This is a genomic window from Desulforapulum autotrophicum HRM2, from assembly GCF_000020365.1.
Taxonomy (GTDB): Bacteria; Desulfobacterota; Desulfobacteria; order Desulfobacterales; family Desulfobacteraceae; genus Desulforapulum; species Desulforapulum autotrophicum.
This window is the reverse complement of the sequence record NC_012108.1, coordinates 4,755,651-4,767,245: the sequence shown is the minus strand read 5'-3', so window position 1 is coordinate 4,767,245 and position 11,595 is coordinate 4,755,651. Positions and strand designations below refer to the sequence as shown.

The 11,595-nt window shown below is 48.0% G+C and carries 14 protein-coding genes; 6 read left to right on the top strand and 8 right to left on the bottom strand.

All coding sequences use genetic code 11. From position 1 onward, the window contains the following. The first annotated feature begins 13 nt into the window (after positions 1-13). On the top strand, positions 14-376 hold the full coding sequence (locus HRM2_RS20975; protein ID WP_015906044.1) for a hypothetical protein: 363 nt from the start codon (positions 14-16) through the stop codon (positions 374-376). A 20-nt stretch (positions 377-396) separates the two neighbouring features. Beyond that, positions 397-969 (top strand): lytic transglycosylase domain-containing protein, encoded by a 573-nt coding sequence (locus tag HRM2_RS20970; RefSeq protein WP_148214683.1) that lies wholly within the window; start codon positions 397-399, stop codon positions 967-969. A 15-nt stretch (positions 970-984) separates the two neighbouring features. Here HRM2_RS20970 and galU read toward each other — a convergent pair whose 3' ends face one another. Beyond that, positions 985-1,866, bottom strand: coding sequence for a UTP--glucose-1-phosphate uridylyltransferase GalU (gene galU / locus HRM2_RS20965; protein WP_015906042.1), 882 nt, complete (start codon positions 1,864-1,866; stop codon positions 985-987). A 232-nt stretch (positions 1,867-2,098) separates the two neighbouring features. On the opposite strand from galU, the gene HRM2_RS28110 reads away from it, so the two are divergent. Beyond that, complete coding sequence (locus HRM2_RS28110; protein ID WP_015906041.1) at positions 2,099-2,233, top strand: hypothetical protein; 135 nt, start codon at positions 2,099-2,101, stop codon at positions 2,231-2,233. Between the two features lie 12 nt (positions 2,234-2,245). Continuing rightward, a complete protein-coding gene (locus HRM2_RS20960; protein ID WP_015906040.1) occupies positions 2,246-3,454 on the top strand; it encodes an FAD-dependent oxidoreductase in 1,209 nt (402 codons plus the stop codon). A gap of 48 nt (positions 3,455-3,502) precedes the next feature. Here the strand turns inward: HRM2_RS20960 and HRM2_RS27855 are convergent, their stop codons facing one another. After that, on the bottom strand, positions 3,503-3,856 hold the full coding sequence (locus tag HRM2_RS27855; protein WP_041273409.1) for a hypothetical protein: 354 nt from the start codon (positions 3,854-3,856) through the stop codon (positions 3,503-3,505). Positions 3,857-4,866: 1,010 nt separating this feature from the next. Continuing rightward, positions 4,867-5,688, bottom strand: a complete 822-nt coding sequence (locus HRM2_RS20945; RefSeq protein ID WP_015906038.1) for a hypothetical protein — start codon at positions 5,686-5,688, stop codon at positions 4,867-4,869. A 281-nt stretch (positions 5,689-5,969) separates the two neighbouring features. Here HRM2_RS20945 and HRM2_RS27850 point away from each other — a divergent pair, with 281 nt between their 5' ends. After that, positions 5,970-6,125, top strand: a complete 156-nt coding sequence (locus HRM2_RS27850) for a hypothetical protein (RefSeq protein WP_232364096.1) — start codon at positions 5,970-5,972, stop codon at positions 6,123-6,125. Positions 6,126-6,403: 278 nt separating this feature from the next. On the opposite strand, the gene HRM2_RS20935 is transcribed toward HRM2_RS27850, so the two are convergent. The 5 genes from HRM2_RS20935 to HRM2_RS20915 form a co-directional block, all read right to left on the bottom strand. Beyond that, the gene (locus tag HRM2_RS20935) at positions 6,404-7,402 is read right to left on the bottom strand and encodes a hypothetical protein (RefSeq protein WP_015906036.1); all 999 of its coding nucleotides are present in this window, start codon (positions 7,400-7,402) and stop codon (positions 6,404-6,406) included. A 594-nt stretch (positions 7,403-7,996) separates the two neighbouring features. Then, on the bottom strand, positions 7,997-8,353 hold the full coding sequence (locus tag HRM2_RS20930) for a NifB/NifX family molybdenum-iron cluster-binding protein (protein ID WP_015906035.1): 357 nt from the start codon (positions 8,351-8,353) through the stop codon (positions 7,997-7,999). 36 nt (positions 8,354-8,389) lie between these two features. Then, complete coding sequence (locus HRM2_RS20925; RefSeq protein ID WP_015906034.1) at positions 8,390-8,752, bottom strand: NifB/NifX family molybdenum-iron cluster-binding protein; 363 nt, start codon at positions 8,750-8,752, stop codon at positions 8,390-8,392. 37 nt (positions 8,753-8,789) lie between these two features. Continuing rightward, positions 8,790-9,671, bottom strand: a complete 882-nt coding sequence (locus tag HRM2_RS20920; RefSeq protein ID WP_015906033.1) for an ATP-binding protein — start codon at positions 9,669-9,671, stop codon at positions 8,790-8,792. Then, positions 9,668-10,528, bottom strand: coding sequence for a nucleotide-binding protein (locus HRM2_RS20915; RefSeq protein ID WP_015906032.1), 861 nt, complete (start codon positions 10,526-10,528; stop codon positions 9,668-9,670). The genes HRM2_RS20920 and HRM2_RS20915 overlap by 4 nt, the downstream gene beginning before the upstream one ends. Positions 10,529-10,758: 230 nt before the next feature. Between HRM2_RS20915 and HRM2_RS20910 the strand changes: the two genes are divergently transcribed. Further along, on the top strand, positions 10,759-11,580 hold the full coding sequence (locus HRM2_RS20910; protein ID WP_015906031.1) for a YkgJ family cysteine cluster protein: 822 nt from the start codon (positions 10,759-10,761) through the stop codon (positions 11,578-11,580). Positions 11,581-11,595 lie beyond the last annotated feature (15 nt).

The window sequence follows — 11,595 nt, the reverse complement described above, 5'->3', positions numbered from 1 at the left end:
AGAAGGTATACAAATGGATAAGACAATTGTGCAGCAGATAGCGCTTGAAAACGGCCAGAAACTTACCATCAAGGACCTGTCACGCAAGATTAGTACAGATGCCTATCAGGTGGTCATGGAGGCAAATATTGATGTTGACGTGGTTCCAGGGCTGTTTGCTTCCCAAATCATGGGGAATACCCCGTTTGAAAGTATCCTGAAAAAGGTGGGAACCCCTGCCCGGTTCAAAAAAAGGGTTGAAAGAAATTTCATCATGGCTGATGAAAAAGAGGCTGTGTTTCAAAATCTTGTGGACACCTTTAACACAACCCTTGTATCCTACCTTTCAAAACCTGATTTTCCGGCCAAACTTGTCATGAAGTTATTCCGGGAATAAACCCGGATATGGAGACGCCCATGGGAATTAAGATCCTTGTGCTGCTGGTTGCTCTTTTGCTGCCACCTGTGGCTGCAGCAGACATCTATATGTTCATTGACAGTGCAGGCATTGTCCATTTTACCAACGTTCCCACCTCTTCGGATTATAAGCTTTATATCCGTGAGCGGCCGGAGGTGACCAACCTGAATAACAGCCAGCTGAATAACAGCCAGTTTCATCCGGAAATCCAGCGGGCCGCGACAGCATTTAAGGTGGACCCTTCGCTTGTAAGGGCCGTGATCAAGGCCGAGTCGGATTTTAACCCCGGGGTTGTTTCAAAAAAGGGTGCTACCGGCCTTATGCAGATCATGCCGGCCAACTATGACGACCTTAAGGTGGATGATCCCTTTGATCCAGAACAGAACATCATGGGTGGAACCCGTTACCTCAAGCGACTCATGACACGTTACGATGGAAAACTCCCCCTGGTGCTGGCCGCCTACAATGCCGGCCCTGATGCCGTGGACCGGTACAACAGCGTTCCACCGTTTAACGAGACCCAGCGCTATGTCAGCAAGGTGATGAAGTTCTATGCAAGTTACAAGCGATGAAGAAGGAGAGACGGTTTACGTTGTTTCCTGGGACTGGCATATTTTCTGGATAAAAGTCAGAAGTTTCTCGCGGATTTCAGGGCGTTCCATGGCAAAGGCAATGTTCGCCATCTGAAATCCTGCCTTATCGCCACAGTCAAACCGCGTTCCCTCAAATTTATAGCCAAAGATGGGTTGGACTTCAAGGAGTTTCTCCATGGCATCTGTGAGCTGGATCTCTCCACCGGCCCCGGTCTGCTTTTTGCCAAGGAAATGAAAAATCTTGGGGGTAAGGATGTAGCGGCCGATGATGGCAAGGTTTGAGGGCGCGTCTGCCGGCTTCGGCTTTTCAATCATGCCCCTTATCCTTACCAGATTTTCCTCAATGGGTTCGGCATCCAGAATGCCGTATTTATCGGTCTGATCTTCGTCCACCTCCATCACGGCCACAACCGATGCCCTGAGCCGGTCAAAGTGATCGATCATCTGGGAGAGAACAGGACGTTTTGCCTGGATCATGTCATCGGCAAGGAGCACTGCAAAGGGTTCATCGCCCACGATATCCCTTGCGCACCAGATGGCGTGGCCAAGCCCCAGGGCTTCTTGCTGGCGGGTGTAGATGATGGTTCCTGTCTCTGGCACCAGGGCCTCCACCTGCTTGAGAAGCTCATTTTTTTCTTTGTGTTTCAGGGAGAGTTCCAGTTCATAGGAGTGGTCAAAGTGGTTTTCCAGGGCATTTTTGCCCCGGCCCGTTACAAATATGATCTGCTCGATACCCGCATTCAGGGCCTCTTCCACGGCATACTGGATGATGGGTTTGTCAACAACCGGAAGCATCTCTTTTGCCATGGCCTTTGTGGCGGGCAGAAATCGTGTGCCGAGCCCTGCAACGGGGAATACCGCTTTTCTAATTTTCATAAACCCTCCTGTCTGCTGGATCAAATCGGTGAATCTCGATTATATCTCTAACCCTTTTTACCCCCTGTGTCAATCCCATGTGATCCCGTGAATATGCCTCCGTTGATGGCCTGGTGAATCGGGTTGTTTGCAATATCCCATAACTTATGCTTGACGAAGTTGTCTGGAGCGCATACAAAAAAACAGGGACGGGACAACAATAAATCCAAATATAAAAACAGGGAGGTTTACCATGAAAAAGGGAGAACGGCTTGTTATTATCGGATGTGGTGGCGTGGGAGGTCCTGCGGCCATGCTTTCAAGGAAGTTGATGCCTGAAATTGATATCACGGTGATCCGGGAAGAGGATCGTTTTATAGTCCGTTGAGCCCTTCCCCATGTGGTGGCCGGTCAGGCCGCAGGTGAATCCATTGTGAATCCAGATACCATGTTTTCAAACAATAACATTGAAATGGTTGTTGACCGGGTCGAATCGATTGATCGACGGTCAAAGCGGGTAAAAACGGGAAAGGGCAGGGAGATTTCCTATGATAAGCTTGTGGTTTCAACGGGATCAAAGCCCTTTGTTTTGCCCATTCCCGGCAATGATCTTGCCGGGGTATTTACCCTGCGTGCCCTGATTGATGCCGAAGAGATACGGCATTACATCACGGCAGAAAAGCCCCGTAAGATTGCCTTTGTGGGAGCCGGGTTTATCAATCTTGAGATTGCCACCCTGTTGCTGGAGTCAGCACCGGATCAGTATGAGATAACGGTGATTGAGCTTATGGAACAACCCCTGGGGGTGATGCTTGATTCTGACATGGCAAAGCCGGTTACTGCCTATCTTGAACAGAAGGGCATTGCCATGCGCATGGGGCAGCAGGTGTCGGCTATTTCAGGACAGTCAGGCAAGGTGGCAGGCGTTGTCCTTGCCTCGGGGGAGGCCCTGGATGCGGATATGGTGTTCATGAATGTGGGGTCTGTCCCTGATTTGAGTCTGGCCAAGGAAATGGGCCTTGAAATGGGTAAATTCGGCATCAAGGTCAACCCGTTTTTTGAAACCTCAGATCCAGATGTGCTTGCCGCAGGAGACTGTATCGAAAATCGTCATTTCATAACCAATGACCCAAGCCCCATTCAGCTCAGGGGGCCGGCCGTGATTCAGGGCAGGGCCATAGCAAAACGGCTTGCCGGTTTTGAGCTCCCCTTTCCAGGGCTTCTTGGCAACAGCGCCACACGTTTAGGAGACAAGTATATTGCCGCAACCGGGTTGACAGAGCAGGAGGCTGTAAAAATCGAGATGGAAACCGTCTGCGCCACTGTGGACTCAAGGAGCAAGCACGGCATGATTCCCGGGGTTAAGCCCTGGAAGCTGAAGCTTGTGTTTGAAGGGGGTTCCGAGCGGTTGATCGGCGGTCAGATTGTCAGTGACAGCGGAGCCGCCGTCAAGGAAATTGATGCGGTCAATGCTTTGATCCTGGGCCATAAGACAGCATCGGATCTTGTCTTTCTCATGTGTGCGGGAAATCCAGACTGCTCTTCTGAACCTAGTCTGGAGCCCATCACCATTGCAGCGGAGCAGGTGCTGGCCAAACGAAGACCTTGATCTGTTCACAAGGCTCAATGGGGATAGTTTGAATGAAGGGGTCAGGTCCTAAATGTTGACCTGACCCCCTTGTTCGCTTATTCGGAAACTGTCGTTATCTATAAAACAGCCGTCAGAAACTATGGCGTAGAGATGTGGGTTGAAATTTTGAAAATCACCGTAAGTCTGTACAGCAATGCTGGCTCTGGGGACAGCACCATCATATGGAACAGCTGATTTTTTATAAGAAACTCTTGTCGAAACATCATTGTGAAAGTCTCGACTTTCGAGCCCTCTTTGGTTTCCCTGACTGGAACATTGCAAACCAAAGGGGTTAGGATTTTTGCCCTTCCAGGCGTTAAGAAGCGCAGGCTGTTTGAGGACTTTAGCCCGCAGTTCCTGCGCTTTAGTCTGGAAGGGCAAAAATCCCCCCGACGTTTACCGTTCCGGTCAGGGTAACCAAAGAGGGCAGAATGGTACTATCGCCTGCCCGGTATCATCGTGTTTCATGCTTCGTTGTGTCGGCAGGCCGACATGGCCGTTATATGAAACACTCGCCAAAGCATTACAAACAGAGGCGTTTCATCATTCGTTGAGGCCGGAGCCATAACTCGCTCCGGCCGTGCCGGTTTATATGAAACTCTCGTCGGACCGGTAGACGGGAACGGGTATAACCCTCCGCTCATTCTCGCAGCCCGTCCTGGGCTGCTTCGAGGGAAACGGCAGCTCCTTCAGCGTCCATGCTGACCGCTGCCGTTTAATCCGCTGCGGGCAATACCCGTTCCCGCCCACCTCTGCTGTCGAGTTTCTATATTCGTTGAGGCCGGAGCCATACCTCGCTCCGGCCGTGCCGGTTTATATGAAACGCCCACCAAAGCATTGCAAACTGAGGCGTTTCATTGTTCGTTGTGGCCAGAGCAGATATCATGCTCCGGCCATGCCGGTTATATGAAACACTCGTCAAAGCATTGTCAATGACGGAGTTTTAAAATTCGTTGAGGCCGGAGCCATACCTCACTCCGGCCGTGCCGGTTAATGGTTCCATTTTACCGTCCAGGACGGTTTAAAATCTTTGTAAGCACCATCATCATTCCTGGAAGGGGTATTTTGTTGGACGTGGGCCACTTCTTTTATATTCAGGAAACTCCATTTCGGGTTTTTTCAGCCACAGCAGTGACAGTTGCCAGGCAATACCATAAAGGCGAAGGACCCGGTTTAGTCTGTTCTGATTTCCACTGATTCTCCATGCCACCCTTTTCTCATATTATTTTAATATCGACAATAGTTCTTGTTCTGCTTTAACGCATTTTTTTTACTGCCATATGTCTTTGAGCCAGTAGCAGGAATGACAGGGATGATAGTGATTGCAGCCATAGTTGAAATAGTTGCAACAGCAAGGATGGTACCATTCCTGTTTTTTTGATTTAAGCTGTTTACGTCGTTTGTTTACGCTGGGTCAATGAGCTTAATAGCTGGGAGTAGCCGAGTTTGTTAACCAACTCGTCATCAATGTTTTTAAGAACGAAATCAATATCAGATTGATTAAAGGAAGACATGTACTGATGGGTCATATATTCGTTTTTATTGAAGGAGTTTTTTGACTCATATTGCTTTAATTTGTGCAGATCTTGTCCATCGTTCAGTCTCTTTACTTTTTTTGACGGGTTTTTAAACTCTCCCTTCTTTTGAATTGCATCGATTTTATGAGCTGTATCCAAGATGATCTTTTGGGGGTTATCGAGCAAATCTTCATAATTGATATGGATGAATTGTTGGCAAGAAAGGTAGTTCCAATTCATCACATTCCACAACTCGATGGGGTTTGAAAACCTGAGCTCGGGTGAATTGTCCTGAGTTGAATCAAAAATGATGATTCTGCTTGAGATGAAATCGGAGAATTTCTCCTCGCCCTTGATGTTTAATTTAAATTCATCGAAATAGTTAAATAACGAGACGAGGAACGAGAACGGGTTTTTTGTTACAAAAACACCGTGATCGAATTTGATTTTTTTCTGGATGGGGGAGTAAGGCGTTATTATCGGAATTAAGCCGTGCTTCCAGCCGAAGATATCGTTTTTGACGGTACATTTGAAGTTGAGTTCCAGCAGTGTTTTTGCGTAATTGGTGCCGCTTCTAAGGCATCCCGCGAGCGCAATTGTTTGCTGGTTTCTATCTATGAAAAATTTATAAAATCCGTTTTTTAGGCTTTTCCGGATGGTCTTAATTTTATTTTTTTTGGGTCCTTTTTTAGCCATTAGTTATACCATCAGCGTATCTATGATAGGAGACGCTTTTTGTCAAGAAAAGTATGAAAAATTATTAAAACCCTGAAATATACCCCAGCCGGACATCGGCACAACATGTTGTGCCGATGTCCGGCTGGGGAGCATTGATAGAAAGCAGTATGAATAGCATGAGAACGCCAGAAACCATACTGGGAAGCATTCATATTATCCCATGCCCCCTCCTTTCATCTATTTTTAATATTGACAAGAGTTCTTGGTCTATTTAATAAGATCCGGTTATGGGATCTCCTATGAAAGATACAGCTTCTGCCCGTAAAGGGGTACTGGTGGCACCCATGAAGAACTCATGGCCCTGGGTGGTAAATATTATTCTCTTTGCACCATGCAGCAGATTCAGAACCCCTAGGCTCTTCATACGAAATTCGTATCATTCCATGGAGATATAAATCACTTTGGCAATACCGTCAGTTGATTCTTCTGCTGGAATATAAATCATTCTTTCCTGGGAGAAACAGGCTCGGATAATGTAATTACAGGTTTTCAGGTGGTCACCGGGGTTGGGAATATTATCTGATCAGGATGCCGCCGGAACGGGGTTTTTGTAGATTTCTTCGGGCAGAGTTCAAGGTGCATCAACGGCCTGACAATAGCTGCTTTGTCAGATTTGATGAAATCAATTATGAAAAATTACGTACCGGGGATTTTGCAACTGATCTTCTGAACATCACCCAGCGGATTGCCAATGAACTGGAAGGTGGGGGCCGGTAGTATCCAGGGCAATAGCTCTGGCTAAACCGGCGCTGGATGACACGTCCCTCTTGATTTGCCAGTATTCCCTGAAATATTCAATAAGGGTATTATTATGAAATTCCCGCGGATTATCCGGTCCGGGGATGTCATCCAAAGTCAGAGAATCATCAAGTTTTTTGTTCCGTTTATAAAGGCTTGAAATCCTGTTTTTACGTTTCTTTCCGCCGAAATAAAGATTTGTGTGAGTAGGAACAGCTATCCGGTTAATATGATTCTGAGCCAGCCAGCCGGAGATCCAGATATCATCCATGTAGAAGGCGCTTTCGGGCGCAGTGGAATAATCCCAGAGGTTTTCATCCATTATGTTCAGGGGCAACGCATACCCTCCGACTCCGGTTATGATATCAACATCCTGAGGAGTGTTTATTTTGGGACCGGCAATTACCGTTGATTTGCAATATTCATACTGTCCGTCAAGATTTCTACCCCGGTTGCAAAGTACTTTATCCGGATATTCAGCATGATACCTGATGAAATTTGAGACCATGGTGTTAACATAAGACCGGTCATCATCCACAATAATGCAGAGTGTATCTGATTTCCCAGTTGCTTTTTCCCGTTGTAGTACCGGGATGAATTTTGTAGCCGGTCCCCAGTCTTTTTCTGTACGGTTGATTGTTAAAATTGGTTTCTGAGGCAGACCGGGATATCTTACCTGTTGTTCATCTGCATAATTTTGTAGAAAAGAGGGAATCCGGTAGCCGCATTTCTCCCGTTTTGACATCTTGGGAAGGTTTATTGTTATTTCATCCGGAGGCCTTGTCTGGTCGAGTAATGAATCTATTGTTTTCCGGATGGAGCTGATCCGTGACGGGATCGTGGTCAGGCTGACTATTACTTTTAAGCCGGGTTTGCTGCTTACCGGAACCGAAGTCAGCATGGTGTGGATACGGTTTTTAATATGCCACCACATACAAATCAGTCCTGCAGGAAGTCCATTGTGGCACGGGCACAGAGTGTTTCGGAACCTTCAGGGGAATGGGGAATGATGTCCTGTATACGGGCAGTCTGCATTTCTTTATAATTGTTCTTAAAATTCATGGATGCTTTTAATATATAGGAAGACGCTTTTTGTCAAGAAAGGTATGAAAAAATATTAGAAACCTTGAGTGCCCCTCCCAGCCGATTACAGGCACAACATGTTTTTCCTGTAATCGGCTGGGGGGGGATTTTGCGGGCAATACCTGTTCCCTAATATGCAGGATAAAGCCAATGAGCTGATTTCACCTGGATAAGGTCATGGATTTCACCCCTATCATCTGAGTGACCTCAATGAACGATCAGTCCAGGTCTTCGATTGCCGTCCAAGGCCAGGCGTTGATATCGGTTATCACGGCAGGTGGGGACCAGCACTTGAAAGATGTTTAAAAATTCCCGGCGCCAGACCTCGGCCACCCTGTTTTTTGGAACCTCGGATCCAGATGTACTTACCGCGGGAGACTGTATTGAAAATTGTCACTTCATTGAGGGGGTCAGGTCCTAAGCGTTGACCTGACCCCCTTGTTGCTTAATGGTTGCAGGGAGACTCTGGGTCATGCCCGCAGACATTCTCACCCGTGACCATGCTCTGGTCAAGGTATTGTTTTACAAGGACTTCAGGGCTTTCTGTGGGTGCGCCTGTAACAACCTTGACGCCTGCTTCAGCAAAAAGTTCCTGGGCCTTGGGACCCATTCCGCCGGCAAGCACAATGTTGATGCCGTGGTCGTGGAGCCATTTTGGAAGGACGCCTGGTTCATGGGCCGGGGGCTCAAGAACTTCAGTGCCTGTAATCTCATTGTTCTCAACGGTGACAAAGCAGAATTCCCTGCAGTGACCAAAGTGGGCAGTTAATTTTCCCATTGCCATGGGGATCGCAAATTTCATTGTAAACGTTCCTTTGTTTTTTTCAATTGTTTCTCTTTATACCCAGTGGCCTTCCACATTGGGGCCGCCGGCATAGGCCAGTTTGCCTGTTTTGAACTTTTCCACGGCATCCTTGACCGTGCCGTTTATGCCGATGATCACCTTGACGTCTGCTGCCTCAAGGATATTAAAGGCCTTGGGACCACAATTTCCCGTAATCACGGCTTCAACGCCCAGGTCGGCCACGGTTTTTCCAGCCTGAATGCCCGCCCCCTGGGGAAGGTTCAGGTTCTGAACGTTTTCTTTTACCTCAAACGCCATGGTTTCCGTGTCAATGACGATGAAGTTCTGGGCCCTGCCGAATCTTGGGTCAAGTTCAGATTCAAGGGTGTTGCCTGATGATGAAAGTGCTATTTTCATTGGGTCTCCTTTTAATTCCGTTTTGATTATGCCTTTATTATGCCAGTCTGTCCATGGTTTCGTTTAAATAGATTGTTACATTTTCCCAAACCTTGCGCACTGCCTGGGCCGCAGGACCCTGGGAGAATTCCACAAGGCTTTTTCCTGCATTCATGGAGGCTGTGACCTCCCGGTCAAAGGGGATTTCTCCTGCAAACTTGATGTTGTTCTTCTTTGCAAACGCCTTCATTGAATCTGTTTTTTCCTGGTTGAGATCTGACTTGTTAATGCAGAGAAAGGCCGGAACCCTCATCTGGTCTGCAAGGCGTTTTACCCTTTCCATATCATGCATTCCCGACATGGATGGTTCGGTGACAATGACCAGGGCGTCCGCATTGGTGATGGATGCGATCACTGGGCACCCGATTCCGGGAGGGCCGTCAACGAGGATCATGGGGATATTTTTTTCTTTGGCGATTTCCCGGGCCTGCTGGCGAAGAACACTTACAAGCAGACCTGAGTTTTCCTGGGCAATGCCAAGCCTTGCATGAACCATGGGGCCATTGTCCGTGTCAGAGAGAAACTTTTCTCCGCAGACCTGCTGCTCAAAGGAGATGGCGTCAACCGGACAGAAATGAACGCACACGCCGCATCCTTCACAGGCAATGGGATCAACAATAAAATCTTCAGAAATGGCTTTGAACTGGCATCTTTCCAGGCACTCGCCGCATTCTGTGCAAATGCCGGGATCAATTTCAGCTAATCTTCCGCCGACAAAATTTTCCTGGGATATGGTGGTGTGGGGAAGGGTGAGGTAGAGGTTGGCCGCATCCACATCGGCATCCACCACGACCCGGTTGGCTGCAAGAAAAGCAAAGGATGCGGTGACACTTGTTTTTCCGGTCCCGCCCTTACCGCTGATGATTGTAATCTCTTTCATTTTTTATTCCCCCTGTTTTTTGCCCTTTCCATCACAGTCGAATAGAGTCGTGTAAAAAGGGGCTCCATTTCAGGGATTTCCTCCTTCAGCAACAGGCCTTTTGAACAGACTGCTGCCGCTTCCCGGGTAAAGGGAATTCTTGCCAGGATTTCGATTTTTTCCCGGGCTGCATAGTCATCAATGACCCGTGTTTCTCCATCATCCCTGTTGATGACAATGCCCATGGGGACCTTAAGTACTCTCAGGGCCTCCACGGTCAGGGCAAGGTCGTTGAGTCCAAAGGGGGTAGGTTCAGCAACTAAAAGGGCAAAGTCTGAGTCACGAAGGGCTGATATGGCCGGGCAAGAGGTGCCGGGAGGTGCGTCTACCAGGGCTGTTTTTTTAGGGTCAATCTTTTCCTTGACCTGCTCGATGAGGGGGGGAGCCATGGCCTCTCCCACCCTGAGTTCTCCCCAGGTAAGGCAAATGCCACTGGCGTTGGTTCCCTGGACCAGGGTGCCAAGTTCCCTTGTGGAGGCAGTGATGGCGCCTTCGGGGCAGACCATTACGCAGCCCTGGCAGGAGTGGCACATTTCCGGGAAGGTCATCACCTTTTTTCCGATGGTGGTGATGGCCGAAAACTGGCAGATCTCTTCGCACGCCTTGCAAAGGGTACATTTTTCCATGTCAACCTTGGGTATCATGGTTGAAATGGGTGTCGTTGAAAGGTTCTCAGGTTTCAGGAAAATATGGGAGTTGGGCTCTTCAACGTCACAGTCAAAAACCGCCACATCTCCTTTAGGGGCAGATGCCGCAAGGTTGACGGTGACCGTTGTTTTTCCGGTTCCCCCTTTTCCGCTGGCTATGGTGATGATCATTAGTGATTGTCCTTATCTTTTTTGGGTCATGGTAAGCATATGCTCAAAAGTATAGCCTTGGTGGGGTGCTGTCAAGGGTTTAATTTGACTTTTAAAATCAAGCCTGAAAAAGGGTGTTATTTCGAAAGGATAAAACAGTGTGGTCGGTTGGTTTTATACGGGTTCATTGACTTTGAGCCTAAATTTTTATATGACTGCCTGAAACAATTTGAAACCCCAAGGAGTTTAGAATGGATAAAAAGAACAAAGAAAAACCAGATTCCTCGGCAATACTGCCGGTACAGATGGGCTATAATTCCCGGTTTAAGTTTGACTGCCACAAGGGAGTCAAATGCTTTACACGATGCTGCCGGGGCATTGATATCATGCTCACCCCCTACGATATTCTGACCATGAGAAAGCGTCTTGAACTTTCGTCCGAAGAGTTTCTGGCCATTTTCACGGAGCTCAAGCTCCTTGAAAAGGGAGATCTTCCCATTGTGACCATGAAGCTTCTGGACGATGACCAACGTTCCTGTCCCTTTGTCCGGGATGGGCAGGGGTGTATCATCTATGAGGACAGACCCACCACCTGCCGTTATTATCCCCTGGGCGTGGGATCCCTGAGCTATGCCAGTGAACCGGACAATCCCGATGAGTTCTTTTTTACCGTCAAGGAAGACCACTGCCTGGGGTTTGAAGAGGACAAGGAGTGGACCGTTGCTGAGTGGCGGGAGGATCAGGGGGTGGATATCAGGGATAAGGTCAATGCCGGATGGACAGACCTTATTGTACGGAAAAAATCGCTTCCTGCAAACATCAAGCTTTCAGAGCAGAGCAAACAGATGTTTTTTCTGGCCTGTTACAATATCGACAAGTTCAGGAAGTTTGTTTTTGAAAGCACCTTTCTTCAACGGTACGACATTGATGGAGACCGCCTTGAAAAGATGCGTCAGGATGATATCCAGCTGCTTCAGTTTGGCTTTGAGTGGATGAAGACCACTCTGTTCAGTGAGGGCAGCATCACGCCCAGGAAGGCTGGGGAAAAAACCAGCGCCGGGGATGGCGAGTAAAATTTGTGGGGCAGA

What these genes read in the sequence shown, in the direction of transcription:
- HRM2_RS20975 (WP_015906044.1), top strand. Translation starts at nt 14, where the DNA reads ATGGATAAGACAATTGTGCAGCAGATAGCGCTTGAAAACGGCCAGAAA.
- HRM2_RS20970 (WP_148214683.1), top strand. Translation starts at nt 397, where the DNA reads ATGGGAATTAAGATCCTTGTGCTGCTGGTTGCTCTTTTGCTGCCACCT.
- galU (WP_015906042.1), bottom strand. Translation starts at nt 1,866, where the DNA reads ATGAAAATTAGAAAAGCGGTATTCCCCGTTGCAGGGCTCGGCACACGA.
- HRM2_RS28110 (WP_015906041.1), top strand. Translation starts at nt 2,099, where the DNA reads ATGAAAAAGGGAGAACGGCTTGTTATTATCGGATGTGGTGGCGTGGGA.
- HRM2_RS20945 (WP_015906038.1), bottom strand. Translation starts at nt 5,688, where the DNA reads ATGGCTAAAAAAGGACCCAAAAAAAATAAAATTAAGACCATCCGGAAA.
- HRM2_RS27850 (WP_232364096.1), top strand. Translation starts at nt 5,970, where the DNA reads ATGAAAGATACAGCTTCTGCCCGTAAAGGGGTACTGGTGGCACCCATG.
- HRM2_RS20935 (WP_015906036.1), bottom strand. Translation starts at nt 7,402, where the DNA reads ATGTGGTGGCATATTAAAAACCGTATCCACACCATGCTGACTTCGGTT.
- HRM2_RS20930 (WP_015906035.1), bottom strand. Translation starts at nt 8,353, where the DNA reads ATGAAATTTGCGATCCCCATGGCAATGGGAAAATTAACTGCCCACTTT.
- HRM2_RS20925 (WP_015906034.1), bottom strand. Translation starts at nt 8,752, where the DNA reads ATGAAAATAGCACTTTCATCATCAGGCAACACCCTTGAATCTGAACTT.
- HRM2_RS20920 (WP_015906033.1), bottom strand. Translation starts at nt 9,671, where the DNA reads ATGAAAGAGATTACAATCATCAGCGGTAAGGGCGGGACCGGAAAAACA.
- HRM2_RS20915 (WP_015906032.1), bottom strand. Translation starts at nt 10,528, where the DNA reads ATGATCATCACCATAGCCAGCGGAAAAGGGGGAACCGGAAAAACAACG.
- HRM2_RS20910 (WP_015906031.1), top strand. Translation starts at nt 10,759, where the DNA reads ATGGATAAAAAGAACAAAGAAAAACCAGATTCCTCGGCAATACTGCCG.